The organism is Bacillus sp. Nf3 (assembly GCF_003028545.1).
GTDB lineage: Bacteria > Bacillota > Bacilli > Bacillales > Bacillaceae > Bacillus > Bacillus safensis.
Genome location: NZ_PYUA01000005.1, coordinates 58,229 through 84,635 on the forward strand (window position 1 = coordinate 58,229; position 26,407 = coordinate 84,635).

Here is a 26,407-nt window from a genome sequence, read left to right on the forward strand (position 1 = left end):
TTTATTGGCAAGATCATATTGTTCGAGTTGTTCTCACATGATAGTCTGATGGTATATTGTAAAAATTGGTTAAATATCCATTATAAGAAAGGGGCTGTTTATATGATGACAATTCTTTATATGTTCTTCCTATTGTTTTTCATTTTTTATGGTTTGAATTATATAGGACAGAAATTAATTGCGAAGGAATATCCAATGAACCATGGAGTGATTGTGACTCTGTCAGCTGTGGAAGGTATTCTTGTTTTCGTCATTGTTGGTGTGAATGCGAAATTCCCATTTTTATTTACAGTATTTATGTCCGTTAACATCTAACTCTCTACTATCATTATACCCCGAATTTATTGAAATTTATAGACTGTTTCTCGCCCATATCTAGCCGTATACTGTTATACGCAAGTCAAAAATGATAAGGGGTGTGGCTGTATGAATGACAAGCAAAAGGTGTTAGATCCTGGGCCATTTTTTCATGGGACAAAAGCGGAATTGAAGATTGGGGATCTGCTTGAACCGCTGCATTTATCCAATTATCAGGATAAAAAATCGAACCATATTTATTTCACCGGAACACTAAACGCAGCCAAATGGGGTGCTGAATTAGCTAGGTCTAATGCAAAAGAAAGAATTTATATTGTAGAACCGTTAGGCGAGTTTGAAAATGATCCAAATGTGACGGACAAAAGATTTCCCGGCAACCCAACACGTTCTTATCGATCGAAATCTCCGTTGAAAATAGTCGCAGAATTAGGTTCATGGGAAAGACATTCCGATGAAGAAATCAATCATATGCTAAGCTCCTTAAAAAAATTAAGTGAAGAAGGAAAAAATATCATCTACGATTGATGTTACGTATATCTAAATAACACAAAAGCCGCCTCATGAACTGGGCGGCCTTTTATTTGATCTTATTGGAACAACGCATCCATCAGCTCATCAAATGTTTTGGCTTGCTTGAGGGCGCGAATGCGCTCTGGATTGTCTAGTAAATCGACGGCCTGTTCAAAGAATTGGTTCATGCAGGCAGCGTCATCCTTATGAATCGCTAATAAAAAGACAATTGATACTTGGTCTCCCTGCCAGTCAATCGGCTGTTTTAAGTGTGCGATGGCTACAGAGGAAGTCCCTTCATTTGTGATGAGCGGATGCGGCATTGCAATACCGCTGCCAAGATAGGTAGACGACATTTGCTCACGCTGAAGCACCGAGGGCCGAAATGAAGACGATACTAGCTGATGCGCCTCCAAACGGCTGCATAATATATCTAATACCTCATCCTTGCTGCTTAGGTCAGCATTCATTAAAGTCAATCGCTCTTGAAAAAACGCCATCAGCTCTTTTGAGGGTGCCCCGTGTCCATTTAATAAATGAATGACTTCATTCACACGCTGTATATCATGCTGTTCAAAAAAGGCACTGACCTGAATGACTGGTTTCCCCTTTGATGTGAGTGGAACGGTTGTGATGATGACGTCACACGGCAAAGAGGAGCTCATGAGATAATCCTGATAGGAATAGAGCTCAACGATGTCAAGCTCGTGCTGAAAGGCTGACTTCAATTTAATTTCAAGGAGCCTTGCCGTCCCTAGTCCAGACCCGCACACGATAATGGCTTTCTTTTTTTGCGAGGTGTCGAGCTGACTTCTTTCAAACGAAGCAGCGATATGCAAGGCAACATATGCGGCCTCGTCTTCATTTGGTGTACGCACCAGCTGTAAGGCATTGAGTCCGCTGACAGCCAAATCAAACGGGTAAGGATAGGACGCTTTGATCTCATGTAAAAGCGGATTTTGTAAGGATACGCCATATTGGATTCGATTTAATAGCGGCTTCATATGAAGCATCAAGTCTTGCTGCAGAATGCTGTCATCAGCAAAACGATGGCCGCTTGTTTTTTCAATGTGCTGTAGAAAGACTGTAACCGCCTGTTGGACTTCCACTGTTGTTTGATGCTGGGCGGCTTCTTTCCACGTTTGATTTGCCAATAGATGCATGACTAAGTAATCTGTTTCATCCTCTGATAAGGTCACATAAAAAGTGTCACTCACCTGCTGTATGATTTTTTGTGCAATTCTCATTAAAACTGGTGATCTTTGTGTGCGGACAGTACTAGCGGATACCCGCTGGTTTTTTCGTGTTTGCTGAATCGCAATGGCTAAGTGAATGACTAAATTTTTTAAGGCAATGTCTTTAATGAGCAATGACTCTTGATGCAGGTTCGTCAACACAATAGATCGAATGGTTTCAAGAGAAATATCAGGAAAATGGAGCTGCTCCCGCTCGGTGATATGAGAGAGAGCAGGCTCTTCTTCAAGAAGTAAGTCTGCATAGCACGTTCTTTTTTGCAGCTCGTCTCCTTCAATCTTTAAGCCAAATCCAGGCTTTGATACAAGGGTCATGCCGTAACGGGCTAACATCTCTCGTCCTTTTTTCAAATCACTGCTGACCGTCATGCGGCTGATAAACAGTTCTTCAGCCAGCTGGTCAATTTTTAAGTAATCTGATTGAAGCAGCAGCTTTCTCATCATAAATCGTACACGCTCTTCTGGCATGACGGGGACAAGAGAGCGGGCAGGAAGTTTTTGTTGATGAAGCCAAAGTAAGAAAGCGTCTTGGTCACTCGTTAAAAGAGTATATCCCTTTCCGCGAATCGTTTTAATTATGGCTCCAGCTTCCTTTAAATACTCATTTGCTTCCTTGATTAAATTGCGGATAGAGCGGTCAGATAAGCGAAAAGAGGCAGTGAGCTCCTCCAGCTTCACGAACCCCTTCGTTTCAAATAGCCGCTGAATCAGCTGATAGGTTCGAGGATCTGCCGTCATCATCATTGCGCGGCTCCTTGCGCCTGTAAGGCATCCGTTCCAAGAGCGATGGCGCCCATTAAACCAGATAATCCATCAAAGGATGGTTTTGTGATAATTTCATGTAAAGGCTTTGGCAGCTGCAAATAGCCGCGAAGCCGCTTGTCTGTTTCATCAAGAATAAGTGGCAGCATAGCTGGCTGTTTCATCACGCCTCCACCTAAAATGATGCGTTCTGGTGAAAGGGTGAGCAGCAGGTTAGCAGTCATCTGCCCGAGATAGTAAGCATGAAGTGACCAGGCAGGATGATCCTCTGGCAGCATGGGTGCCAGTGTATGATAGCGCCCTTCTATGGCAGGTCCAGATGCCAGTCCCTCTAAACAATCATGATGTATAGGGCAGCAGCCTCCGTATGTGTCATGAGGATGCCGCTGAACAGTGATATGACCCATTTCTGGATGCAGCAATCCGTGAATAAGGCGATGTTCAATATAGGCACCTCCGCCTATTCCAGTCCCAACAGTAATATAGACCAAGGAGGCAGGTTTTTCTGCTTCAGTTGAAAAACGGGCTTCTCCGAGTGCTGCACAGTTTACATCGGTATCAAGCTTCATCGGGATCCCGAGGGCTTGTTTTAAGGTAGAGAGGAAAGGGAATTGGCGCCAGGCCGTTTTTGGTGTGTCTAAAATCGTCCCGTAGCTTGGGCTTTGCTCTTTCACATCGACAGGACCGAATGCCCCAATTCCAATTGCATCAACACGATTCTTTGTAAAGTAATCGATCACTTGCCGGCATGTTTCATCTGGATTCCCCGTCGCAAAGGAAGTCATGTGTTCAATCGTTCCGTCTGTTGTTCCGTAGCCGCAGACAAATTTCGTTCCGCCTGCTTCAATGCCTCCAATTCGCATGATCAATGCCCTCCATTAAAGAGGGGCGGAATCCAATGGATCCCGCCCCTACATGTTCATTTTTTCTTTACAATGTAGGTTTGTACCTGACAAGGTGTAAGCGGTTCAATGTGTAATGATCCATGTTGTGCTTTGAGTATCTGTCCTTCAGGTGTTTCTCCTAAATTCGCTGTTTCTCCGTGTTGTAGAGATGAACTATTGATTGAAGCGGCTGTTTGACGCGTTAAATATGGATTGAAGAGACGAATGACAATGCCTGTTCCATGCTCTTCTTTTTTCAGAGCGCTTAGAATGGCTCCATCTGTCTCGATGTCAAGCAGGCTATAAGTAGATTGTAAGTCTTCTTTTTCATCTCGGAAAGAGAAAATTAAACGACCGTTTAAAAAATCTGCGCGCTCATAGCATTGAACAGGGGTGGTATACCGTTTGGCAAGCTGCGCTAAGTGTCCCTCGCTGACTGCATCCTTGCTATAGTGCATACCAAATGAGAATGACAGTGCACCTTGCAGCTGAGCGTCAGGTGTCTCCACAATTTTTTCCCCAGATGCGCGTCCTGGACGATAAAGGAGATTTTCTTTCCCCATTTTTCCGAAACAGCGGAAGAGTGTATACGCAATGGTTGTGTAACCTTCTCCTGTGATTTGGTATTCTCTCACGCAGTCGGTCAACAGAGCGGCACCATATGCTTGATCACGAAGTGCAACAAAGGATTGCATCGGTTCAATGGTGATTGGTTTTTCTTCCCAATGTTCATTGTTCCACCATTCAAGCTCTTGCGTGAGCTCTGTTGGACGTTCGATTGTACCAAACTGTTGATCGCTTAGTGATACGTTTGATGCGATGCCTGTATCAAAAAGAACACGAAGGCGATGATCTAATGCATGGTTATCGACATCTACATGAAAACGGATGACAGCCTCGTCTTTGTTTAATGCCACCTTCGCTGTGATCGGAAGTGAAGTCGCAGCCGATTGCTGAGAGCGCGCCTCTAGGTCATAAGGGACAGTGAGCTGAAGCTTGATGGTCAGCTCCTCTTGCAGTCCGCTTTTAGACACTGAGATGTCCGCTGATGAAAGATCTTTTGATGTGACATACAGATCCTCACGCGGTGGTGAATAGTTGTAAGAATCCCCATCGTCTCCGTTGTCTTCAAAGATCATTTGCTCAGAGAAGGTCTTGCCAGTTTGTTTGTCTGTGATGTCCAGTGATCCGTTGTCATTTGCCGCAATGCGGTAATACGTATTTTCGATCACGCGTCCTTCTGTTTGTTCCCACGCAGATTCGCTTGATTCATTGAAGACCATGCTGACTTGTGTATAGCCTACTGACGGTAAGTCGATGGCTTCAATCAGCAGCACGGCTTTCCATACTTGCTTTGGCATGTACACTTCTTTACTTGGGTTAAGAGAAATTTGCTGTGCCAGCACATAATCTGTGACATCGGTTTTGCTTTTCACTGTGTACTGAAGCGTTCGTCCATTTGCATCCTTTAGTATAAATGGACGTTCTGTGATAAACGTTTCGACTTCAATGACTTCAGAGCGCGTTGAAGGCAGTGTATTGAATAAAGTGAACGTGATTTCCTGCTCTGTTTGCAGTCGAATAGCGATGAGACGCATGTGTAAGTCCACCAGATTCTCGGCGATTTCCTTTGCCTGTTTGTAGCGGAAGAAGACATCTTGGTTTGTCGTGTCACTATTACAGCCGCCAATGCTGTCATGCGCTGCATTTTCAAACATGAGGTACCAAATATCACGAACCGTGTCATGAGGATAGTCATGTCCGAGTGAATAGCTGATCGTTAAGATTGGCTCCATCACATTGACGAGATAGTTTTCAATTTGATTGTTTAAGATTTTTAAATCAGCTCGTGTTGAAAAGATCGATTTGTGAATCCGCATATGCTTCGCGTGAATAAGCTCTCCTTGTAACGTCTCAAAAGATGTCCGCTCTTTTTTCACGGCTGCAATATAATCTTCTAAACTACTGATTTGATAATGATTCTCGTCAAGCTCATTGGCTTTTTCTAATAAGTCAGGCAGGTTTTTACGGATCGGTGCCTGGTCAAAGCCATTTGGGAAATAGACATTCTTTGTGGTGGCCTTTGCTTGCAGCGCACCAATTTTTTCAGATAAAAAGGCTTGTAAGTCCTCATCCTTCTCAGGAATATTTCCACCGTAGTAGTAGCCAAATGGCAGGTTCACAGCAAAGACTTCACTGCCGTCAGCGCCGCGCCAATTGAATTCAGTATGATTCGTCATATGGTCAGAAACGCCACGCCAAAATGCTGTATCGACAATGCCGAAGCCGCGATAAATTTGGGGCATTTGTGCGGATTGACCGAAGGAATCAGGGACATAGCCGACTTTCATCACGTGGCCGAACTGCTGACAGCGTTCAATTCCATATTGCAGGTTCCGCACAATCGATTCACCTGAAATGACGAGCTGGTCGGTTTGGGTATACCATGGGCCGATGATGAGACGTTTCGCTGTGACGAGCTTCTTGATTCGATTCTCATCCTCTGGACGCCATTTCAAATAATCATCTAATAAGGAAGCCTGGGCATCGAGCATGAAGTAATGGAACCTTTCATCTGTTTCAAGGGTATCTAAAATGTCCATTACGCTTTTCATTAAGTAGATACGGGAGCGGGAGGTGGTGAAATACCATTCCCGGTCCCAGTGAGTATGTGGAATCACATGTACATTGACAGTCATTGATCAACGACACCTTTCTTCGTTCAAATTATCCTTCTAGCACAAGGTCAAAATCATCTTCTTCTTTCTGCTTCTGATCATGTTCCGGCGTTTTTGGCTCTTTTTTCTCAGAGAAATTCACAAGCAGGTTGGCGCCAATACCGATGACGAGTGCGCCAGTAAGGGCTCCGATTAAATAAGCCCACCAGTTTCCGACTGAGAAGAAGCCGTATAGCCCGCCAATTGGCGGCATGATGTCATGAACTCCTAATAATGCAGCGACCCCGCTTCCAACAGCACATGCGACAACATTGAGCGGAATCAATTTCAAAGGATTGACGAGGGTAAAAGGGATCGCCCCTTCCGTAATACCGATAATGCCCATAACAAGGCCGCCTCGCCCGGCTTCTCTAAAGGTTGGAGAGAAGTTGCGTTTTCGAATCAATGTCGCAAGCCCGTATCCCAGCGGTGGAATGACAATCGCAATATTGACAAGAATGGCAGGGAGATAGACGCCTGATAGGAAGAGCGCGTTACCAGCCATCCATGCGGATTTATTCACCGGTCCGCCAAGATCGAAGCCAATCATTGCACCTAAAATGAGAGCGAGCGCGAGTGTGCTTGTTCCATCAGCGACCATGCCTTTAATCCATTCAATTAATGCCGTGTTCAAAGCGCCTAATGGTCCGCCTAGAAGAACTGACATTAGAAGTCCGGTTAAGCCAACGGTAATCAGCGGCAGGATGAGCAGAGGGACGAGCCCAGCTGCAGAGCCTTGAATTTGAATTTTTCTTTTCACAAAAAGAGCAACATATCCTGCGAAGAAGCCTGCAATGACGGCACCTATAAATCCGGCATTTGTTGAGCTGGCAAGGGCACCGCCGATAAAACCAGCCGCAAGACCTGATTTATCTGCAATGGAATAGGCGATAAATCCAGCGAGCAGGACGTTCATTAAGCCAATGCCTGTCCAGCCAACCTGCTCCATTAAATAGGCACCGTGCAGTATGCCGCCAGCATCCTTATAGGTGTTTAAATCTGAAACACCAAACCCTAACCCGACCAATTTTGCTAAACCAACGATAAGTGAAGCACCGATGATTACCGGAAGAATATAAGAAATACCGGTCATGAGATGGCCTTCAATGACTTTTAATTTTGCTTTCATTTTCTTTGCTCCTTTCTATATGGCATTGCTCATGTTTATTGAGATTCAGATTTTTTCTTTTCTACAAGTGCTACGGCTTTGGTGATAATTTGTTCAGCATTTTTTAAGGCACGTCCGATTTCGACACGTACAGTGGGAATGCCTGAGAAGCGTTCTGCATCGTTGATATGCTGATTTGAGGCAATGATACAGAGGTCTGCCTGCTGTGCTTCCTCTGCTGTAATGCCGTTCACCTGTCCCATAATTCCTTGCTGTTCGATTTTGATCTCGTGTCCGAGTTGTTTACCCGCATTTTCTAACGCTTTGGCTGCCATTGGAGTATGAGCTAACCCTGCTGGACATGAAGTGACACCGACAATTTTCATTGTGTAATCCCCTCTTTCAATTGTTGTTCAATGACTTCGTAATAGTAATCAGCTGTTTGACCTGGTTGAATCTTTTCGATAAAAGCAGGTTCCATTAGGCTTGTCGCAATACCTGACAGTAATTTCAGATGTGTGACATTTGCTTCTTCTAGTGGAACAAGCAGTGTAAATAAATAGCTTGTGGGCAAATCATCGAAGCTTCCCCATTCAATGGGTTGTTCAAGTTCTAAAAAAAGAAGTGAAGCCGTTTTTACAGCGGAGCTTTTTGTATGTGGAATGGCGAAGCCTTGTTGAAGTCCTGTTGAGACTTCGTCTTCCCGTTTCAATAAATCCGTTAATAGCCCTGCTTGATTGTTTGTAATCTGAAGGTCTTCAGCTTTCTCGGAAATGTATTGTAAAATCTCATTCTTTGATCGTCCGTTTACTTGTGTGAAAACATGATCTTTTTGGAACAAGCTGATCCCTTCTCTCTTGTTTGTTAAGCGCTTACAAGTTGATTGTAATGTACTTTTCAGCATGGTTAAATAGCATCATTTTCCGTTTGAAACGGCAAAAAGTTTATGAAGCTATCCGTCTTGCTGACTGAATATCTCAAATCCTAGCTTAAAACGAGTTTAATTATATAAAAAACAGATTCTACTAAATGTATTTCTGTGATATTCTTCCAAGGTATCATAAAAGATAAGGGGGTCTTTTCATGTTCAAAAAGCAGGTCAAATCCTGTGTGGTCGTACTCATGGCCGTTATTCTATGTATGGCAGCATTACCTGGATACGAGGCAGCAGCTGCCAGTCATGGAACAAGTGTCAATGAAGCCATTGGGTTAAAAAATGGTGAAGTCATCTCAGGTACATTACAGAATGAAAAGGAAGAGTCATGGTATCAAATCACGCCATCTGCACAAGAAGTGGCAAAACATACACACATGCAAATTTCTGTGAAAAGTAAACAAGTGCTGTCCGTATCGGTCTATCCAAGTAAGGACAGAGCGATGAAGGATGACACCTATTCAAGGTATCGCGTAGACACAGTAAGCGGAGAGACAGAGATCAACTTCCCGCATGCATGGTCAGGTCCCTATTATGTCAAAGTGCTCTATTTAGGGTCAGAGGAAGACAGCCGTGATGAGGAAGAGGATGCGGCATATACAATCGGATATAAAGGAGCTAACCTTCCGCCTTCTGAACCCGTTTTCCCTGAAGAGGATGAGCCTGAAATCATCATTATTGAGAAAAAGTACGGGCGTGAAATTTTTCAATCGATTCGTACAATCGAAGATAAACGATTCAATGAAACAGCAGAAGGTCGGAAGCTTTCGCGTCTGCTCCAAAAGACAAAACCGTTTCTCAAATCGAAGCTCATCAAACATCAAAAAGAGCAGCAAAAGGTATACAATCATCTGCTCACATTAAAAACACTGCTAAGTGACGTAGAGAAAAATGGTGCATTTAGCGGTCATATCGTAACAGAAAAAGAACAGCAGGCGATCGACTCCCTTTTTGATATGCTCAAAGAAGCAAGTCCGGCTTATTTAAAAAAGGAATTAGAAGCTGTCAGTCAAAAAATTGGCATTGATCAGCTTGAAGGAAAATCAGCTGGTTATGTATTAGAGAAACAAAAGCTTGTAAAAGAAGAGAAGGTTAAAACGAATAAGATCATTTTTAAATTAAAGGATGGCCAAACACTTCAATCTACGAAAAAGAAGATGAAAAGCTACGGCATCCAAGAAAACCGTGTGACATCACAGTCAGCCAGTCCTTTATTCAAAGGCATGTATGTCTATGATGTACCAGCAGGTCAAGAATCAGCTGGAAAGACACTAAAAGCAGGCAAAGCGGCCATCAAGAGCACGGCAAGAAAGCTCTCCAGCATGCCGAATGTTGAATTTGCAGAGCCTGTTCAAACCTATCGCGCGCTAAGCAACGACGCGCAGTATGGTTATCAGTGGCCGCTGAAAAACAGTGCGCAAAACAGTGGGAAAAAAGGCGCTGACGTCAAATTTGAACAAATGAATACACTGATTGGCACAAGCAAAATGAAGCAAACATTAATTGCTGTTGTGGATACAGGTGTAGACAGCCGTTTGACAGATTTAAGCGGGACTGTTCGGACAGACTTAGGTGCGAATCTCATTGGGCGAAACAAAGATGCCATTGATGACAATGGACACGGTACGCATGTGGCAGGCATCATTGCCGCAAAATCCGATAACCATTACTCAATGGCAGGTCTCAACCAACATACGGGCATCATTCCAGTGAAGGTGCTGGATGCTTATGGATTTGGAGATACAGAACATATTGCACTTGGCATCAAGCATGCAGTGGACAAAGGCGCAAAGGTGATCAACATGAGCCTTGGCGGCTACTACAGCAGAGTGATTGAATATGCAATGAATTATGCTGCACAAAGAAATGTACTAGTCGTCGTGGCAAGTGGGAATGATGGCGTACCAGAAATGGGCTACCCTGCGACGTCAAAATACGCAATGGCGGTTGGCGCAAGCAACCGTATGGATATTGCCGCTGAGTTCTCAAGTTATGGCAAAGGACTGAGCATGTCAGCACCAGGTTCTGATATTCCGAGCTTAATGCCTGATGGGAACGTCTCATACCTTAGCGGGACATCAATGGCGACACCATATGTGGCAGCAGCAGCAGGATTACTGCTTTCTAAAAATCCATCCTTGAAGCCAAATCAAGTGAGAAATCTTTTGCAAAGTACAGCAGATGACATCTCATTTAAATCTATTGATGGAAAAGACGACGTTTTCTATGATGAAAACGAGGAACCAATTGTTGATCCGAAAATTCCAGGTGTCGATTGGATGACAGGACACGGCAGACTGAATGCATTTGCTGCATTAAGTGCTGTCGAATTGAATGCATCTGTGAGCAAAGTGGAGGATCAGCATCAAAAGGTGACAGGTAAAGCAAAAGCTGGCGCTGCTATTTCTGTGTATAGAGGAAAAACCCTGCTTGGAAAAGGCACAGCAGGCAAAAAAGGAACCTTTAGTGTGAAGATTAAACATCAGAACAAAAACAAGGTACTTCACATTAAAATTTCAAAAGGAAAGGCCGCAACGACGCTCAAAACCGTCGTGAAAAAAGGCAAAGCACCAGCTAAGCCGAAAGTGAGCAAAGTAACAGTCAAAAGTAAAGCGGTCAAAGGGACTGCGGGTGCAGGCTTGACCATTAAAGTGAAAAACAAATCAAAGAAAGTCATCAAAACAGTCAAAACCAATAGCAAGGGCGCATTTACTGCCCAAATAAAACCACAAAAAGCTAAAACGGTTTTGTATGTGACCGCTTCAGATGTGAGAAAAAGAGAAAGCAAAGCAGTAAAAGTGGTTGTGAAAAAATAAAAGAAGAACTTCCCTTTCTAAAAAAAGGGGAGTTCTTTTGTTTTATACTGGAAAAATACCAATTCCTGTCGATAGTAATATAGTAGGAAATAAAAGGAGGATTTATCGATGAAAAAAATCATGTTTGCTTTCGTTCTATCATTGCTTCTCGTATTCCCAACCTTTGCACATGCTGAAGAAACGGGAGCAGCACCAGCATCTGTACAAGTAACAAGTGTTACAGCCGCAGACGGTGGAATGGTCAATTACGGCTCTGGCAGTAAATATCGAGTGGGTTCGTATTATCCAGCTACGTTTAAAGGAACATTAAAGGATACAAGCGGAAACCTCATGCCTAATCAGCCGATCCAGCTTTATTTTGAAGCAGCGATCAAATCATATGCTCAAACAGCGACAGGAACAACAGACGAGTACGGACAATTCTCATTGACCATTCAAGTTCCTGCAGGTGCAGGCTACCGTTCATATAATAATGCAGGCTGGTCTACACATTATTACGATATCGTTCCAGTTACTTTTACTTCAAACAATATCAAGCTTTCTTCAAATGTCACAAGTGTGTACCATTTGGCATATACATCACGTTACTAATCTCATAAAAAAAGAATGTCAACAATCTGAAACTTCCCTTTCTAAAAAAAGGGAAGTTTTCTGTTTTTTTACTGGAAAAATACCAATTTATGCCGATGGTAATATTGTAGGAAAAAAAAGGAGGATTTATCGATGAAAAAAATGTTGTTTGCTTTCGTTTTATCATTGCTTCTCGTATTCCCAACCTTTGCACATGCAGAGGAAACAGGAGCAGCACCAGCATCTGTACAAGTAACAAGTGTCACAGCAAAAAATGGTGGAATGGCCGATTACGGTTATGGCAGTAAATATCGAGTGGGTCCGCGTTATCCAGCTACGTTTAAAGGAACGTTGAAGGATAAAAATGGTAAATTGATGGCTAATCAGCCAATCCAGCTTTATTTTGAAGCAGAGATCAAGTCATTGGCTCAAACAGCGACAGGCACAACAGACGAGAATGGACAATTTTCACTAACGATTCAAGTTCCTTCAGCTGCAGGCTACGATTATTTTGATAATGGCAGGTTTAAACATTATTTTGATGTCGTTCTAATCAAGTTCACTTCAAACGACATCAAGCTATCTTCAAATGTCTCAAGTGTGTACCATTTGGCATATTCAATCAATTCTTAACTAATCTGCTGGATGAGACGACTTAGCGAAAACCCTGTCGTTTTCATAGAAAAAAGGATGTCATCAAGTGACATCCTTTTCTTTTTGTTAGCAAACCTGCTGGGCGGTAACCGAAAGAGTCGATAAACAAACACTCATTAGCCGTTATTCCCAGATTCGATCGAGCGTTTACCTTTTAATCTTGAGCTTTGATGGATAAGAACCTTCACACTTGAACTTTGATCCTTGAACGTTCAGCTTTGAGCTTTTATCAAGGATCATCCTAAGATGATCATCAGATGAGGAGGGAATGACCTTTCCCTCGGAGGTGTTTAGTTCTATCGATTTTCGGCTCACTAACAAAATCAATTAATCGATCTGTATTTTCGTTAGTGTATTGCTTTCAGACAAGGAAAAATCAACTTCCATTTGGAAATCTTCAATTTCTTTCGAAAGCTGTTCAATTTTTACTCGAAGGCGAAGCGGATCGATGATCACTGCCTCATTTTCAGCTAGAAAAGACTTCACGATCTCTTGGTTGGCAGCCGCTTGTGTCTTTCCATCTTTCCCAAACAAGGTTTCTAAATGCTGATCAAGTCTCTTTTTCACATCTTCATTGGTTTGTTCTGCTTTGTCGACCAGCTCTTTGTACACTTGTTTCATTTTCCGTAAATAACGAATATCGTAGTCTATCGACGTCTTACGTTCAATCGCCTCTGCCACCGTCATACGGACACCTGCCACATCAATCATTGTGGTTGCATTTGATACAACGATGGCTGATTTGATGGCATTCCGGCGTTTGATTAAAGCTTGAATCGATTGATCATCAGCCTTCGCCTTTTTTTCAATTTCTTCTTGCTTCTGAAATCCGTGCTGTATATGTTTCCCGATCATCAATCCACCAAGTACGGCGTCATCAACGGTTCGGTTGATTCTTTTATCTAACATTTTCAGTTCACTTAATGCTCTTGTAATGGTCATTTCCATATTCACGACAACTCCCTTGGTTCATCCTGAAAATCATAGATTCCTATCATATACCAAAGTGTGCTTCTTTTACTAGTGATATCCTTTTCTGTAAGCAGCTTTATATAGAAAAAACCTGATGTTTATACACCAGGTTTTTCTCGTTTTTTCTGAATCCAAGCTGTCATGTAATACGCAGCATAGCAGAGCGCAATGAAAGGAATGCCGCAGATGAGGGCAATCCGCTGATTTGGATCAAAGGCAATGCCGATGACAGATGCTAGACATAGGAGGAAGGCAGCAATCGGAACCACTGGATAGAGCGGAGTTCGAAATGATAAATCTTGAAGCTGTCCGCCTTCCTGTAAAAATCTTTTCCGAAACATCAACTGTGAGGCAGCAATTCCCATCCATACGACCACAACAGCCAGTCCAGAGATTGACACAAGAACAAGGTATACCGTTTCTGGAGCGATCACACTCGATAGCAATGAAAGAATACCACCGATCATACTTAAAATGAGTGCATTCAAAGGAATTCCTTTTGATGTCAGTTTCGCCAGTTTTTTAGGAAGTGTCCGTTCTTCAGAAAGCGACCAGAGCATACGAGATGACGCGTATAATCCTGAGTTTGCGGCAGATAAGATCGCGGTCAGGATGACAAAATTCATGAAATCTGCAGCATAAGGAATCCCGATACGATCAAATACCACGACAAATGGGCTTTTGATCACCCCGGCTTCTTCTACTGGAATCAAGCCAGCCAAAACAACGATCGTTCCAACGAAAAACAGGACGAGACGCAGGACAGTTGTGCGAATGGCTCTTGGGATGGTCTCGTCAGGATTGACGCTTTCACCCGCAGCAATCCCAATCAACTCCGTCCCTGAAAAAGCAAAATTGACAGCAAGCATCGTCATTAAAATGGGTAAAAAGCCGTTTGGGAAAAGTCCGCCTTCGCCAGTGAAATTAGAAAAGAATGGAGCGGCCTCACCGCCCTTTAATGGAATCAAACCAAACATTGCAGCTCCGCCAAGAATAATAAAGAGAATAATAGCCATCACTTTAATACTGGAAAACCAAAACTCTGATTCTGCAAAAAATTTGACTGTAAATGCATTCAGTAAAAAGATGAGAAGAGCAAAAACACCACTCCACATCCAAACCGAAGTGTCTGGAAACCAGCGCTGCATTAATAATCCTGCCGCTGTAAATTCCGAACCGAGTGCTACTGTCCATGTCAGCCAGTATAGCCAAGCGACCGTATAGCCTGTACCAGGTCCAATGTATTTTGTTGCGTACGTATGAAATGCCCCTGTGACCGGCATAGCAACAGACAGCTCACCTAAACAAAGCATCACGAGGTAGACAATTAATGCCCCCACAAGATAGGCAAGAATGGTTCCCGCAGGTCCGGCCTGATTGATGGTATACCCAGAGCTTAAAAAGAGCCCTGTTCCAATGACGCCGCCTAGAGAAAGCATGAACAGGTGCCGGCTCGTCATTTTTCGTTGATATTGTTGTGACTGATCTTTTGCTTGTTCCATGTCTTCCCGCCCTTTTGCTTAGAAGTATGTGTGATGATTCATGATGTGGTTCGTTTTAAGATGTCATTGATATCTTCTGGAGTCGTGCGGCAGCAGCCGCCGATGATATGCGCGCCGTCTTTGTACCATTGATACGCACATTCGCCAAAAGTAAGATGTGGCGTATCACCGCTCCAAACCTTTTCTTCAGGATCATATACTTCACCTGAGTTTGGATACACCACAATCGGTTTGCTTGTTCCTTTTTTCATTTCTTGAATGAGAGAAGTGATAAATTGCGGCGGCGTACAGTTCACGCCGACAGCAGCGATTTGTTCATAAGGTTCAAGTGCCTGTACACATTCCCGTATGGAGTCACCTTCACTAATGTGCAGGCCATCCTTTGCGCTGAATGTGATCCAAGCAGATACCCCGCTGAATTCATCCCGCAGCAGCTTTGCGATGGCTGTTGCTTCAATCAAACAAGGAATTGTTTCACATGCAAGAATATCTGCCCCCGCTTTTACTAATGCCTGAATTCTTGGTCTGTGAAAATCAATGAGAGCCTGCTCAGAGAGTCCGTAATTTCCCTTATATTCTGAACCATCAGACAAATAAGCGCCGAATGGCCCCACAGATCCAGCGACAAATGGTTTTGTCCGCCCTTCACGACGCGCTTCATCCTGCCAAAAAAGATCGCGTGCCTCTTTCGCTAAAGTGACAGAGCGTTTCATGAGTTCAAGCGCTTCTTCTTTTGTATAGCCTTTTTCAGCAAAGCCTTCAATCGTTGTTTGGTAGCTGGCGGTTGTGGCACAGTCAGCACCTGCTTGGAAGTAGTCCAAGTGTACTTGCTGAATCAATTGTGGCTGTTCAATAAGTATTTTGGCTGACCATAAACTGTCATTTAAGTTACAGCCCTTTCGTTCAAGCTCTGTTGCCAATGCACCGTCTAAAATCAAAGGTGCGTGAGCCTGTAAACGGCTTTGAATAGGATTCATCGGAATCAAACAGCCTCCTTTTTAGATCGGAAATAATGGATATGATATGAGGCAGTAGTTTAAATGACTAAAGCGTTTTTGTCAAGGAGAGGAAAAAGCATATTAGGGCGCGAAAACCCTGAAAACATGCGGGTTTTGATGCATAAAAATGCAGTCAAAATAATAGAAAACCAAGTCATTGACAGCCTCTAAAAAGAGATATATATTATGGAAAGATTGATTTCAGAAAGCTTCATCAAAAGGCGCCGTCTTTTGATTTTTATGTTGTCCAACGACTGTCTTCTTTCGTGCAGAAAGAGGGTTTTTTATATGCTTAAAAAAGGAGGAAAGAAGAATTGAAAAAATGTGTAAAAGATATAGCGATGATTTTAGTTGGTTCTTTTTTATTTGCCGCAGCAGTGAACATGTTTGTCATTCCGCTTGAATTTGGTGAAGGCGGCGTAACGGGGCTGTCCATTATTTTTTATTATTTGTTTGAGATTGCACCGTGGCTGACGAACCTCGTGTTGAATGCGATCTTATTACTTGTGGGATATAAATACTTGGACAAGAAGACCACGATTTATACGGTGGTTGCCGTCGCAAGTAACTCTCTATTTTTACACTTGACCACAACATGGGTCGTGAATGTTCATGAATTGATCATTGGAGCGATTTTTGCAGGAATTATCATCGGTATTGGGATTGGTCTAGTGCTAAGAGCAGGCGGAACAACGGCGGGCTCTGCCATTCTCGGAAGAATTGCCAACAAGTATTTAGACTGGAACGTGAGCTATGCCATCTTGTTCTTTGATCTGATCGTTGTATTTGCTTCTTACTTTATTATTGGTGCGGAAAAATTAATGTTCACCATTGTGATGCTGTACGTGGCGACAAAGGTGATGGACTTCGTGATAGAAGGACTTAACACGAAAAAGGCAGTGACGATTATTTCTTCATGCAAAGATGATATTGCGGAAGAAATTAATCACACCCTGGATCGAGGCGTAACGATTTTAAACGGACGCGGTCATTATTCAAAGGAATCGAAGGAAATTCTTTACGCAGTCATTCAAAAGCAAGAGCTCATGCGCCTCAAGAAAATTATCAAGAAAATTGATCGAGACGCATTTGTGGTTGTCCATGACGTGCGCGATGTGTTCGGAGAAGGATTTGTAAATATATAAAAATGAAAAGACCCGAAAAAGGGTCTTTCAGCGTGTAGACAAACCCTCGCATTCTTTGTCAGTCCTGCGCGCTGGTGCTCACGAATGGTTACATTCGCTCCGCGCCAGTGCTCGTCCTTCCTAGACTGCAAAGGTTTTCTATCACGCTGAAAAGAAGACAAAGAGCTAAAAGACCCGAAAAAGGGTCTTTTTTTTATTCTCTATACCTCTTGTCACACAATACTATGTAATGTATAGTATAAAGAGTTAGGAGTTGTAAACATGAATGCACAATTAAAAAAAGGATTACTGGAATTTTGTGTACTGGCGGTATTAAAGAAAGGCGATTCCTATGGTTATCAAATCATTAAAGATATGTCCCGTTGTATTGAGATATCAGAATCGACATTGTATCCGATTTTAAAGCGTTTAGAGCAAAACAATTATGTGGAGACATATTCCCAGGAACATAACAGTCGATTAAGAAAATACTACCGTATGACAGAAAGCGGGCGGGAGCATATGGCGCAGTTTTTAGAGGAATGGGATCAGGTGATGGCGATTTACGACTTTATTTCTGGAGGACAGGGCAATGAATAAAAAAGAATTTTTAAGCAGCCTAAAGAAGCATCTGCATCTTCTAGGCGACAAAGATAGTGATCGGTTTATCGAATACTACGATGAAATGATTGAGGATTATCAGGAAGATGGCTACAGTGAACAGGAAGCGGTTCAACAAGTCGGGCAGCCTGCTATGATCGCTGAAGGGATTATGAAGGAACAAGGAATAAAAACCGTTCAGGTGCCGACGTTTGGAGAAAAAGCCACAAGACTCTCCATTCTCATTTTAGGTTTTCCGTTATGGGGCAGTATTCTAGCAACAGTCTTTCTGCTGATTCTTTCTGTGTATATGGTGATTTGGTGTATTCCACTCGTGACAGGTACAGTGACGCTGGTTGGTCTGCTCGGAGGTTTTTGGAGCATCATTGGTTCTCCATTTATCTTTCAGGACGGTTTGCATGTGGTGGTGACGCAGATTGGCGTTGGTATTCTTCTATTAGGTGTCGGATTATTAAGCGGCATAGCCACGGCGTATTTGACAAAGCTATTTGTGCAAATGACTATTCAAACAACTAAGGCATTCATAGGGATGTTTAAAAAGAAGGTCGTGAGAGTATGAACGTGAACGATTTAAAAAAGCAAGTCATCAAATGGGGGATCATCTTCACCGTTGCCGGAGGAATTGTCATGGCAATTGGTTTTGGCATATCAGGCTTTGATCTAGATGCATATCACAACAATGACCAGAGCAACGTGTTCCGCACCATCAATTGGAGCAAGCCATAATAAATGAAAAACCCGCTTATGCGGGTCTTTTTTTCGCTCGGGCCACAAAGAAGAAATAACAGCAAAGTGCGCCTAGATCACAAAGCATAATGATCAGCCCCATTGGAAAGGCCGTTTGGCTTCCGGCTAGTCCGACAAGAGGTGTCATGCAAGCGCCTAGCAGCATTTGCGCCACACCGATCAGTGCAGCTGCACTTCCTGCATGTGCCCCGTGATGCTGCATTGCAAGAGACGGTGCAGAGGTGCCGACAATTCCAACGCTTGATACCACAAAAAAAAGCGGAATGAGAATACCGTACAATCCTGCATCAATCGAGATCATGAAAAATAAAGTGACTCCCCCTACCGCAGCTGTCAGCAATCCAATGCGAAGGACTTTCTCTTCACCGATTTTCGCAGCGACTCGGGCAAATACTTGTCCAGCTGTGATGATCCCAAGACTATTCACCGCAAAGGCCGCACTAAAGCCTTGTGGAGAAAGGTTAAAAATATCCTGGAGCACAAACGGTGAACCGGAAATATAAGCAAACATCGCTGCGAATACAAGACCTTGTGAGAGGGCATATCCAACAAAGAGACGATCACTGGCTAAAATTTTCATCGCGCCTGCAATCTGTTGAAAGCCCCCGGTCTGTCTACGATCCGCAGGTAAGCTTTCTTGCAGTGAAAAGATGGATCTCAGCAGCATCAAAGCCCCGAGAATTCCGAGTAGGACAAATACACCCTGCCATGTCGTGAAGCGTAAAATCTGTCCGCCTGCAATAGGTGCTGCTGCCGGAGCCACCCCGTTGACTAACATCAGCAGTGCAAAGAATTTCGTCATTTCTGATCCTTCATAATGATCTCGCACGATAGCTCGTGCAATGACAATGCCTGCTGAACCAGCAAGTCCTTGAATCAATCTAAGAAGAATGAACATCCAAATCGATGTGACCACTGTACAAAGAAGTGATGCCGCTATAAAGATGATCAAGCCGATCATCAGCGGTTTTCTTCTGCCGATCGTATCGCTGATCGGGCCTGCAATCAGCTGGCCAAGCGCCAGTCCAATGAGACAAGCCATGAGACTTAATTGGGACAACGCCGTACTTGCCTCAAAATCACGAGCAATATGAGGCAATGCAGGTAAATACATATCCATTGCCAGCGGAGCAAGGGCTGTTAAAGATCCGAGCAATGCGGCAAGGAGAAATCGATTTTTTTTCGATTCTTGGGGATAAGATAAAGAACTCATATGATGACAACACTCCTCGTATACTTCCTCAACACAGCATAATGAATCAAGCGTTCCTTTTCAATGAAAAATTTTCAAAGATGTTTCCGTGCAAAATGATTGATCTTTCGAATGAGACTCTTTACATTAAATGAGTAGAGAAAAGAGTAAGGCTATCACATGCAGTGATTGCATGATACGTATATCCACTAATAGAGAGCAGGAGGTGCTGACATGGAGCAGCAAGAGCTAATCATTCGTCAAGCAGTCAAAGAAGATCATGAGGCCATCAGGAACGTGCTGATCAAATCCTATGCACAGTATGCGCCTCAATTTACAGAGGAAGGCTGGCAAGATTATTCTGCCGCGCTTGCAGCAGCTGTAGATAATCCGAACATGGAGCTGATGTTGGTGGCGGAGCTTGACGGCAAGGTTGTGGGGACGCTTCAAATGTTCCGATCATCAGAGCAAGCATATGACAATCCCGAAATGGGCATTACATCAGCCATCGTCCGGTTTTTAGGAGTAGATCCCGATGTGAGGGGAAAAGGAATTGCAGAGTCATTGCTACGTAAAAGTATTGAACTAACGCAATCATGGGGCGAAAATGTCCTGTATCTGCATACATCTGATAAAATGCAGGCCGCCATTCGCCTATATGAAAGAATGGGCTTTGAGCGTGCGCTTGATAAAGATTTTGTGAGCTCGAGTGGGACGCATGTCAAGAGTTATCAATATGTGATCAAGAAAGAACAGCCAGCAGGTTCATAATATAACGTGCAGCAAAAGGAAGAGCTTACGTCCATGGGCAGCTCTTCCTTTTTTCAATTTACGCCCACAGTGCCAGCGCCCAATATGATACCCCCCACGAGATTAAACCGAACATGACAAAGAATTTTAACATACGCTCATAAGGAGACAGCTTTCGTTCTCTCTTCGTTTTCACTAGCTGCCAATAAAGGGCAAAGCCGCAAATCATGAGGATGATTTGTCCAAGCTGTGTAAAGTTTTCAAGAATCGTGATTCCGTTCATTTATTTCACCTCATCATAGGTCTTCCATAAGTAAATGAGGCAATCCTTTATTTCTTCAAAAAAAATCGGTGTATACTAGAAAGAAACGAGTGTTAGAGGGAGTTGTGACATATTGTTTTCGCTGCATGCGGATCGTTGGGATGAAGTCATCGAGAGAAAAATCAAATACGATCAAAAAGTTGTGGAACATACCTGTCAGCTGTTAGACGCACAGAAGCAGCAGGCTGTGCTGTTTCACAAGATTGAAGACCCGTTTACGATGAGGGCAGGTGATGGTGCTCTAACCATTCCTAAAGGAAGCTATACGACTGCCTATTATTGGAAGGATCGTCCTTACAACATATATTTCTGGAGAGATGATCAAGGAAAGGAACTAGGGTCTTATCTTAATATGGTGGGAGATACTCAGTTCAACGGCCAGCTGGTCATGTTTGAAGATCTCATTATTGACCTTCTCGTTCTTCCGAATGGTGATGTCTTTGTGCTGGATGAAGATGAATTGCCGGAGAGTTTAGCGGATTTTGAACACGGTTCGGTGCAACGGGCATTAAAGGGCGTGATGGCTTCGTTAGAAAGCATTCTCGATCAAGTGAGGGCAGATGCCGAAGGAAAATATCATCACAGTTTGTTTGAGCCGATGTTGAAATAGAAAAAACGATTCCTCGCTGAAAGGAATCGTTTTTTTGTTAAACCTTAATACGGTTTAATCGTTTTTGTAAATTGGTTTTTGTTTTGGAGGCTTTTAGCTGTTTGACAGCGCTTTGGGCCGCTGCTTTTGTTTTCTTTGTTCGTTTCGCTTCCGCTTTTTTGACCTTTTGTTTAGCGTCTGTCACTTTCTTTTGATAAGCGACTTGTTTTTTGACTTTGTCGAGCCGGTTTTGCAGGCTTGTTTTTTCTTTGCCTTTGTTTAGTTTTTTGATGGCCGTTTGAGCACTTTTAATAGCGCCCTGTGTTTTGTTTTTTTCGGCTGTTTTGACCTTTGCACGTGCCGAGCGGATATCAATGGCTGCTTGGACTTTCTTCACCCGTTCTGTGAGTGCTGTTTTTTGTTTGCTTGCAGTGAGCCGGCCAATTCTTGTTTTGGCTTGATTGACATCTTCCTGCTTTTTAGATGTTTCGGCTTTTTTAACAGCACTAGCCGCAGCCTTTAAAAAGGAGGATTGCGGCACATATTGCACGCGGCCATAGCCGAATTGTGGATCCTTCCCTTTTGCACCAAGATCCACTGTATAGCTGCGCAATAAAGTGCGAAGCTGTGCATTTGTTTTCTTCGGATGAAGCTGCTTTAACAGTGCCAGCATTCCTGTGACATGCGGTGCAGCTTGTGATGTACCCGTTGCATACCAATATTCATTTTTTAAATAAGTGCTGATGACGTTCTGGCCAGGGGCAGAAAATTCAATCCCTTTCCCTGTATTCGAGATAGACGCAAGTTTGTCTTTGTCAGTCGTTGCAGAAACGGCAATGACGCTATTGTAAGCGGCAGGGTAGCTAATATGATTCTTTTTCCCATCATTTCCGCTTGCAGCGACCACAAGCAGTCCTTTTTTATAGGCTTCATCCACTGCTGAACGCAAGATGGGGATATTGTCTTCAAAGCCTAAACTTAAATTAATAATGTCCATCTTGTTGGTAATCGCCCAATCGATGCCTCGAAGCAGACTATATAGATCGCCTTCTCCCTTTTTATCTAACACTTTCACAGCATACAACTTCACACCAGAAGCGACGCCGACTGTTCCATAATCGTTATTAAGCGCACCAATCGTGCCGGCTACATGTGTGCCATGTCCTTCATCATCTTTATAAGAGGATGTGTAGTTCACGAATGATTTACCGCCGGCTACCTTTAAATCCTCGTGTGAGAAAATGCCAGTATCTAAAACGGCTACTTTTACATTTTTACCAGTGACGCCTTCTTTTATTGCTTGCTTTATATTTAGTTTTTGCAGGTTGTAAGATTTTTGTACCAATGCATCCTGATTAGTAGCAGCGGCTGTTTTCTTCACAGTAGAAGCCGCGAGTTTAACCTTTACGTTTTTTGAGACGTAAGCGATGTTTGGGTCTTTTTTGAGTGAGGTGACCGCTTGTTCATCTGCTGTCACAGCGACAGCGGGAAGATGTATGTATTGTGCGTTCACTTTCTCACTTTCATCAATAGCTGTTTGTTTTCCTTTTTGGTTTTTATAGACGATGATAACATCAGTTTCCTTTGATGGTGCAGCTGCTGCCTGTGAATGGAAGGGCAGAGCAGTTGTCAACGCAAGAAAAAAAGCGATGATGACGATTATTTTCCTTTTCAAGACGTGACTCCTCTCATCCGATGATCTCGGTCTTTTTTTCTCTATTATATCGGAGAAAGCAGGGGGATGGGATAGTAGAATTGTCGTCTTGTTGAGAAAGTTATTTTTACTAGTAACCTGAAATTGAAATTCATAGAATTCTAGTAGACAATAGAGACATCAAGATAAGAGAAAGAAGGACATGCTGATGAACGTAAAAGAGTATATGACGTATGATGCGACTGGCTTAGCAGCACTTGTGCGGAATAAGCAGGTAATGGCCGAGGAGCTTATGCAGACTGCATTTGATAGATTGAATGAGGTCAATCCAGAACTAAACGCTGTGATACAGACGAGACAGGCTCAAGTTTTAAAAGATATCAAGGAGTTACATGAGTATCAGCCATTTGCAGGCGTTCCGTTTGTGCTAAAAAATATATCGCAAGGGATTAAAAACGAACCGCTGACAGCAGGCGCTTTGCTGTTAAAGGATGTAAAAGCCAACTCGGATTCGCACTTTGTTGATCGATTGAAGCAGGCTGGTTTTCTCATGATTGGACATACAAATACACCGGAATTCGGTTTAAGAAATGTGACGGAACCTGCGTTACATGGGCCAACGAGAAATCCTTGGAATACGGACTATTCTCCAGGCGGCTCAAGCGGCGGGACAGCAGCAGCTGTTGCAAGCGGCATTGTACCTGCTGGCGGAGCAAGTGATGGCGGTGGTTCCATTCGGATTCCAGCCTCCTTTACCGGTTTGTTCGGTCTTAAGCCCACGCGGGGAAGAACGCCGGTAGGCCCAGGCGCAGGAAGGCAGTGGCAAGGGGCTTCCATCGACTTTACACTCACAAAAACCGTGCGGGACAGTGCAGCCCTTCTTGATCTTCTTCAAGTCATTCAGCCCGAAGCTGCTTTCCAAACGCCGTTATACGATGGCAGCTACCAAGAGGATCTGGCGAAACGTACATCTTCTATGCGAATTGCCTACAGTGTAGAATCTCCAGTTGGCACGAAGGTCAGTGAGGAAGCGAAGCAGGCGGTTCAGCAAACAGTGAAATGGCTGAGTGAGCAAGGTCATCAAGTAGAAGAAGCCAAGCCGGAAATTGATGGGGTTCATCTCATGCAGCAATATTACGTGATGAACAGTGGAGAAATGTCTGCGTTATTCACTTCCTTGGCTCGTTCGTTAGGGCGTCCAGTAAAGCCGGAGGAAACGGACATCGTGGCATGGGTGCTGGCGGAGGCTGGCAAGAATGTGACCGCAGCTGCTTATACAGAAAGTCTTGATGTGTGGGATCGGGCTGCTGCACAAATGGCGTCATTTCATCAAACCTACGATCTCTATGTGACACCAGCTACTGCCTATTCGGCTCCAAAGGTTGGTGAGCTTATGCATTCAGATCAGGAAACAGACGCACTTTTACGTGTGTCATCTCTTTCAATGCAAGCACAGCAGGATCTTATTTATGATATGTTCCTCAAGAGCTTGACCTACACCCCATTTACACAGCTTGCCAACTTAACAGGTCAGCCATCAATGAGTGTACCTGTTCATCTCACTAGCGCGGGCATGCCTTTAGGGGTACAGGTAACAGCGCCTAAAGGGAAAGAGGACTGGCTGCTCAGGCTTGCAGCAGAAATGGAGACATCCTCGATTTGGAAAGGAATTAGTCAATTAAATCGATAACGCATGATAAGCGACTTTGGTCTATGGAGGGAAAAGAGTGTCACACGTGAGTACGAAGGATAAAATCATTCAAACGGCAGCACTTCTTTTACGTAAACAGGGATACCATGCGACAGGATTGAATCAAATTATCAGAGAGAGCGGCACACCTAAAGGCTCTCTTTATTATTACTTTCCAAATGGAAAAGAAGAGCTGGCCATTGCATCTGTTGAATACATTAGTCAAAAGGTCATCAATCAAATTGAAGAAGGCTTTGCTTATTCGGATGATCCGTATATTGCCATCGATCGTTTTATGACAAACATCATTCGAGGATTTATGGAGAAAGAAAGTGAAAGAGGGATTCCAATTGTCTTGCTGGCGGCAGAGTCAAAGCCGGAAAACACGCAGCTCCATGCTGCATGCAAACAAGAAATGATCCGCTGGCAGGAGCTTGTAAAAGAAAAGCTAATGAACAGCGGGTATGAAGAAAACAAAGCGGATGAGCTGGCTTCTCTCCTTCACTCAATGGTAATCGGTGGTCTATCGATGACCACTGCACTCAAACAAACGACCCCTTTAGAACACGTAAAAAGTTACCTTAGACACTTATTTATGCGAGAAGAGTAAAATCTCTCGCATATTGTCTATCTATTATATCAATTGGTCTATATAATATAGATAGTCAATTCGTCATGAGGAGTGATGGGATGTCGGAGCAACCGCAATCGATCAAGCAATCCGAAGGTACCTCTTTTTATACCATGTCTGGTTCAGGAAAACTGTATGGGCTGGAGAATCAGCTTGTTCAAATGCTGGCAGAAGCAAATCAAACGAATCAGCTGTTTGAGCTTGCCTTAATCACAGGTGGGAAAGGAGCTTATTTCCCGCTGCACTGTCATGAGCACTTATTTGAAACCATTTTTGTGCTGGAAGGAAAGCTTGAAGTGATGCTGGACGGTAAAAAATACATGGTAACTGCCTTTGATTATATTCATATCCCGCCCAAAACGATTCATGGCTACAGAATGCATAGTCATAAAACAAGATTTATTTCATATACGCTGGGCGGAAAAATGAAAGATGTCTATCAGCAAATTGGGAAGAGGCTTTTTCAGAATGAAAGTTCTATGATGAATCATGCTTTCGATGCAGCCAGTTTTCAGCAGGCTGAAAAAGAAAGCGATATCATCCTGATGCATGGAATCAGAGAACTGTCCAATACAACGAAGCCCTCCGTTTTATTTCATAGTCAGCTCCCTCACGAAATAAAGTCCTATGTATTAGAGGCTGGTGAAGGGAAGCAATACATCATTGATGGTCAGATTCATGAGCTGATTGCAACAGTAGAAACAACAGGGGGCGGATTCAGTCATTTTGTGGTTGAAGGAGCGAAGGAGAAATATTTCCCGCCGCATTATCATCAAGTTCATACTGAAGCGCTCTATTGTGTTGAAGGAAAAATGAACATTCATTTGAATGGAGAAGATATTTGCTTGATGCCGGGTGACTTTGCCTATATCCCGCCTGATACGATTCACTCTTATGAATTTATGTCTCATTCAAATAAAATATTGGTTTTGCTGCTACCAGGAGAAATAGAGCAGGTGTATGAGCAGTTTGAAGAATCTCCAAGACAAAGTATATGTCCCTATTTTATTCAAGAAGGGAATTTCATGTTCAATCGGGAGACTTCAACTCAATATGATTTGTTTTTTGTCGAAAAGGAATAAGTGTGTA

General features: G+C 43.3%; 26 protein-coding genes. 14 read left to right on the plus strand and 12 right to left on the minus strand.

Annotation, left to right across the window (positions count from 1 at the left end; genetic code table 11):
* Positions 1–102: 102 nt before the first annotated feature.
* Positions 103–315: a hypothetical protein gene (locus C9414_RS14760; protein ID WP_075612296.1), complete on the plus strand. Its 213-nt coding sequence runs from the start codon at positions 103–105 to the stop codon at positions 313–315.
* Between the two features lie 111 nt (positions 316–426).
* A complete protein-coding gene (gene arr, locus C9414_RS14765) occupies positions 427–843 on the plus strand; it encodes an NAD(+)--rifampin ADP-ribosyltransferase (RefSeq protein ID WP_107163921.1) in 417 nt (138 codons plus the stop codon).
* Positions 844–905: 62 nt separating this feature from the next.
* Here the strand turns inward: arr and C9414_RS14770 are convergent, their stop codons facing one another.
* Genes C9414_RS14770 through C9414_RS14795 form a run of 6 tightly spaced genes read right to left on the minus strand, consistent with a single transcriptional unit; the run spans position 906 to position 8,456 of the window.
* Positions 906–2,825, minus strand: a complete 1,920-nt coding sequence (locus C9414_RS14770) for a BglG family transcription antiterminator (RefSeq protein WP_107163922.1) — start codon at positions 2,823–2,825, stop codon at positions 906–908.
* Positions 2,822–3,706, minus strand: a complete 885-nt coding sequence (locus tag C9414_RS14775; RefSeq protein WP_075612298.1) for an ROK family protein — start codon at positions 3,704–3,706, stop codon at positions 2,822–2,824. The genes C9414_RS14770 and C9414_RS14775 overlap by 4 nt, the downstream gene beginning before the upstream one ends.
* 56 nt (positions 3,707–3,762) lie before the next feature.
* Complete coding sequence (mngB, locus tag C9414_RS14780) at positions 3,763–6,426, minus strand: mannosylglycerate hydrolase (protein WP_107163923.1); 2,664 nt, start codon at positions 6,424–6,426, stop codon at positions 3,763–3,765.
* A gap of 28 nt (positions 6,427–6,454) precedes the next feature.
* A complete protein-coding gene (locus C9414_RS14785) occupies positions 6,455–7,573 on the minus strand; it encodes a PTS fructose transporter subunit IIC (RefSeq protein ID WP_024424401.1) in 1,119 nt (372 codons plus the stop codon).
* Between the two features lie 35 nt (positions 7,574–7,608).
* Positions 7,609–7,938, minus strand: coding sequence for a PTS fructose transporter subunit IIB (locus tag C9414_RS14790; protein WP_024424400.1), 330 nt, complete (start codon positions 7,936–7,938; stop codon positions 7,609–7,611).
* Positions 7,935–8,456: a PTS sugar transporter subunit IIA gene (locus tag C9414_RS14795; RefSeq protein WP_224930105.1), complete on the minus strand. Its 522-nt coding sequence runs from the start codon at positions 8,454–8,456 to the stop codon at positions 7,935–7,937. The genes C9414_RS14790 and C9414_RS14795 overlap by 4 nt, the downstream gene beginning before the upstream one ends.
* Before the next feature lie 179 nt (positions 8,457–8,635).
* On the opposite strand from C9414_RS14795, the gene C9414_RS14800 reads away from it, so the two are divergent.
* The 3 genes from C9414_RS14800 to C9414_RS14810 all read left to right on the plus strand — a co-directional run bounded on the left by C9414_RS14800 (position 8,636) and on the right by C9414_RS14810 (position 12,505).
* The gene (locus C9414_RS14800; RefSeq protein WP_107163924.1) at positions 8,636–11,302 is read left to right on the plus strand and encodes a S8 family peptidase; all 2,667 of its coding nucleotides are present in this window, start codon (positions 8,636–8,638) and stop codon (positions 11,300–11,302) included.
* Between the two features lie 108 nt (positions 11,303–11,410).
* Entirely contained in the window at positions 11,411–11,893 is a 483-nt protein-coding gene (locus C9414_RS14805; RefSeq protein ID WP_107163925.1) for a DUF2059 domain-containing protein, read from the plus strand.
* 132 nt (positions 11,894–12,025) lie between these two features.
* Positions 12,026–12,505, plus strand: coding sequence for an Ig-like domain-containing protein (locus tag C9414_RS14810; RefSeq protein ID WP_107163926.1), 480 nt, complete (start codon positions 12,026–12,028; stop codon positions 12,503–12,505).
* 348 nt (positions 12,506–12,853) lie between these two features.
* On the opposite strand, the gene C9414_RS14815 is transcribed toward C9414_RS14810, so the two are convergent.
* The 3 genes from C9414_RS14815 to mmuM form a co-directional block, all read right to left on the minus strand.
* Positions 12,854–13,474, minus strand: a complete 621-nt coding sequence (locus tag C9414_RS14815; protein ID WP_107163927.1) for a hypothetical protein — start codon at positions 13,472–13,474, stop codon at positions 12,854–12,856.
* Between the two features lie 122 nt (positions 13,475–13,596).
* Complete coding sequence (gene mmuP, locus C9414_RS14820; RefSeq protein WP_039176176.1) at positions 13,597–15,000, minus strand: S-methylmethionine permease; 1,404 nt, start codon at positions 14,998–15,000, stop codon at positions 13,597–13,599.
* A gap of 38 nt (positions 15,001–15,038) precedes the next feature.
* A complete protein-coding gene (gene mmuM / locus C9414_RS14825; RefSeq protein ID WP_107163980.1) occupies positions 15,039–15,977 on the minus strand; it encodes a homocysteine S-methyltransferase in 939 nt (312 codons plus the stop codon).
* A gap of 335 nt (positions 15,978–16,312) precedes the next feature.
* Here mmuM and C9414_RS14830 point away from each other — a divergent pair, with 335 nt between their 5' ends.
* The 4 genes from C9414_RS14830 (at position 16,313) to C9414_RS20270 (ending at position 18,469) form a co-directional block, all read left to right on the plus strand.
* Entirely contained in the window at positions 16,313–17,143 is an 831-nt protein-coding gene (locus tag C9414_RS14830; RefSeq protein WP_024424393.1) for a YitT family protein, read from the plus strand.
* Positions 17,144–17,404: 261 nt separating this feature from the next.
* Positions 17,405–17,722: a PadR family transcriptional regulator gene (locus C9414_RS14835; protein ID WP_039176181.1), complete on the plus strand. Its 318-nt coding sequence runs from the start codon at positions 17,405–17,407 to the stop codon at positions 17,720–17,722.
* Positions 17,715–18,302, plus strand: a complete 588-nt coding sequence (locus C9414_RS14840; RefSeq protein WP_047203429.1) for a DUF1700 domain-containing protein — start codon at positions 17,715–17,717, stop codon at positions 18,300–18,302. Before C9414_RS14835 ends, C9414_RS14840 begins: the two co-directional genes overlap by 8 nt.
* Positions 18,299–18,469, plus strand: a complete 171-nt coding sequence (locus C9414_RS20270) for a hypothetical protein (RefSeq protein ID WP_165585035.1) — start codon at positions 18,299–18,301, stop codon at positions 18,467–18,469. Before C9414_RS14840 ends, C9414_RS20270 begins: the two co-directional genes overlap by 4 nt.
* A gap of 16 nt (positions 18,470–18,485) precedes the next feature.
* On the opposite strand, the gene C9414_RS14845 is transcribed toward C9414_RS20270, so the two are convergent.
* Positions 18,486–19,703: a multidrug effflux MFS transporter gene (locus tag C9414_RS14845; RefSeq protein WP_047203430.1), complete on the minus strand. Its 1,218-nt coding sequence runs from the start codon at positions 19,701–19,703 to the stop codon at positions 18,486–18,488.
* A gap of 213 nt (positions 19,704–19,916) precedes the next feature.
* On the opposite strand from C9414_RS14845, the gene C9414_RS14850 reads away from it, so the two are divergent.
* The gene (locus C9414_RS14850) at positions 19,917–20,453 is read left to right on the plus strand and encodes a GNAT family N-acetyltransferase (protein WP_047203431.1); all 537 of its coding nucleotides are present in this window, start codon (positions 19,917–19,919) and stop codon (positions 20,451–20,453) included.
* Positions 20,454–20,511: 58 nt separating this feature from the next.
* On the opposite strand, the gene C9414_RS14855 is transcribed toward C9414_RS14850, so the two are convergent.
* Complete coding sequence (locus C9414_RS14855) at positions 20,512–20,715, minus strand: hypothetical protein (protein ID WP_047203432.1); 204 nt, start codon at positions 20,713–20,715, stop codon at positions 20,512–20,514.
* A 112-nt stretch (positions 20,716–20,827) separates the two neighbouring features.
* Between C9414_RS14855 and C9414_RS14860 the strand changes: the two genes are divergently transcribed.
* Entirely contained in the window at positions 20,828–21,364 is a 537-nt protein-coding gene (locus C9414_RS14860; protein ID WP_107163928.1) for a ribonuclease FAU-1 family protein, read from the plus strand.
* A gap of 37 nt (positions 21,365–21,401) precedes the next feature.
* Here the strand turns inward: C9414_RS14860 and C9414_RS14865 are convergent, their stop codons facing one another.
* The gene (locus C9414_RS14865; protein WP_107163929.1) at positions 21,402–23,018 is read right to left on the minus strand and encodes a S8 family peptidase; all 1,617 of its coding nucleotides are present in this window, start codon (positions 23,016–23,018) and stop codon (positions 21,402–21,404) included.
* A gap of 187 nt (positions 23,019–23,205) precedes the next feature.
* Between C9414_RS14865 and C9414_RS14870 the strand changes: the two genes are divergently transcribed.
* The 3 genes from C9414_RS14870 to C9414_RS14880 all read left to right on the plus strand — a co-directional run bounded on the left by C9414_RS14870 (position 23,206) and on the right by C9414_RS14880 (position 26,400).
* Positions 23,206–24,687, plus strand: coding sequence for an amidase (locus C9414_RS14870; RefSeq protein ID WP_181286154.1), 1,482 nt, complete (start codon positions 23,206–23,208; stop codon positions 24,685–24,687).
* A 37-nt stretch (positions 24,688–24,724) separates the two neighbouring features.
* Positions 24,725–25,297 (plus strand): TetR/AcrR family transcriptional regulator, encoded by a 573-nt coding sequence (locus tag C9414_RS14875; RefSeq protein ID WP_224930128.1) that lies wholly within the window; start codon positions 24,725–24,727, stop codon positions 25,295–25,297.
* Positions 25,298–25,377: 80 nt separating this feature from the next.
* Positions 25,378–26,400 carry a quercetin 2,3-dioxygenase gene (locus tag C9414_RS14880; protein ID WP_107163931.1) on the plus strand — a complete coding sequence of 341 codons (1,023 nt, stop codon included), beginning with the start codon at positions 25,378–25,380 and terminating at the stop codon, positions 26,398–26,400.
* The last annotated feature ends 7 nt before the right edge of the window (positions 26,401–26,407 follow it).

What these genes read in the sequence shown, in the direction of transcription:
- C9414_RS14760 (WP_075612296.1), top strand. Translation starts at nt 103, where the DNA reads ATGATGACAATTCTTTATATGTTCTTCCTATTGTTTTTCATTTTTTAT.
- arr (WP_107163921.1), top strand. Translation starts at nt 427, where the DNA reads ATGAATGACAAGCAAAAGGTGTTAGATCCTGGGCCATTTTTTCATGGG.
- C9414_RS14770 (WP_107163922.1), bottom strand. Translation starts at nt 2,825, where the DNA reads ATGATGATGACGGCAGATCCTCGAACCTATCAGCTGATTCAGCGGCTA.
- C9414_RS14775 (WP_075612298.1), bottom strand. Translation starts at nt 3,706, where the DNA reads ATGCGAATTGGAGGCATTGAAGCAGGCGGAACGAAATTTGTCTGCGGC.
- mngB (WP_107163923.1), bottom strand. Translation starts at nt 6,426, where the DNA reads ATGACTGTCAATGTACATGTGATTCCACATACTCACTGGGACCGGGAA.
- C9414_RS14785 (WP_024424401.1), bottom strand. Translation starts at nt 7,573, where the DNA reads ATGAAAGCAAAATTAAAAGTCATTGAAGGCCATCTCATGACCGGTATT.
- C9414_RS14790 (WP_024424400.1), bottom strand. Translation starts at nt 7,938, where the DNA reads ATGAAAATTGTCGGTGTCACTTCATGTCCAGCAGGGTTAGCTCATACT.
- C9414_RS14795 (WP_224930105.1), bottom strand. Translation starts at nt 8,456, where the DNA reads ATGCTGAAAAGTACATTACAATCAACTTGTAAGCGCTTAACAAACAAG.
- C9414_RS14800 (WP_107163924.1), top strand. Translation starts at nt 8,636, where the DNA reads ATGTTCAAAAAGCAGGTCAAATCCTGTGTGGTCGTACTCATGGCCGTT.
- C9414_RS14805 (WP_107163925.1), top strand. Translation starts at nt 11,411, where the DNA reads ATGAAAAAAATCATGTTTGCTTTCGTTCTATCATTGCTTCTCGTATTC.
- C9414_RS14810 (WP_107163926.1), top strand. Translation starts at nt 12,026, where the DNA reads ATGAAAAAAATGTTGTTTGCTTTCGTTTTATCATTGCTTCTCGTATTC.
- C9414_RS14815 (WP_107163927.1), bottom strand. Translation starts at nt 13,474, where the DNA reads ATGGAAATGACCATTACAAGAGCATTAAGTGAACTGAAAATGTTAGAT.
- mmuP (WP_039176176.1), bottom strand. Translation starts at nt 15,000, where the DNA reads ATGGAACAAGCAAAAGATCAGTCACAACAATATCAACGAAAAATGACG.
- mmuM (WP_107163980.1), bottom strand. Translation starts at nt 15,977, where the DNA reads ATGAATCCTATTCAAAGCCGTTTACAGGCTCACGCACCTTTGATTTTA.
- C9414_RS14835 (WP_039176181.1), top strand. Translation starts at nt 17,405, where the DNA reads ATGAATGCACAATTAAAAAAAGGATTACTGGAATTTTGTGTACTGGCG.
- C9414_RS14840 (WP_047203429.1), top strand. Translation starts at nt 17,715, where the DNA reads ATGAATAAAAAAGAATTTTTAAGCAGCCTAAAGAAGCATCTGCATCTT.
- C9414_RS20270 (WP_165585035.1), top strand. Translation starts at nt 18,299, where the DNA reads ATGAACGTGAACGATTTAAAAAAGCAAGTCATCAAATGGGGGATCATC.
- C9414_RS14845 (WP_047203430.1), bottom strand. Translation starts at nt 19,703, where the DNA reads ATGAGTTCTTTATCTTATCCCCAAGAATCGAAAAAAAATCGATTTCTC.
- C9414_RS14850 (WP_047203431.1), top strand. Translation starts at nt 19,917, where the DNA reads ATGGAGCAGCAAGAGCTAATCATTCGTCAAGCAGTCAAAGAAGATCAT.
- C9414_RS14855 (WP_047203432.1), bottom strand. Translation starts at nt 20,715, where the DNA reads ATGAACGGAATCACGATTCTTGAAAACTTTACACAGCTTGGACAAATC.
- C9414_RS14870 (WP_181286154.1), top strand. Translation starts at nt 23,206, where the DNA reads ATGAACGTAAAAGAGTATATGACGTATGATGCGACTGGCTTAGCAGCA.
- C9414_RS14880 (WP_107163931.1), top strand. Translation starts at nt 25,378, where the DNA reads ATGTCGGAGCAACCGCAATCGATCAAGCAATCCGAAGGTACCTCTTTT.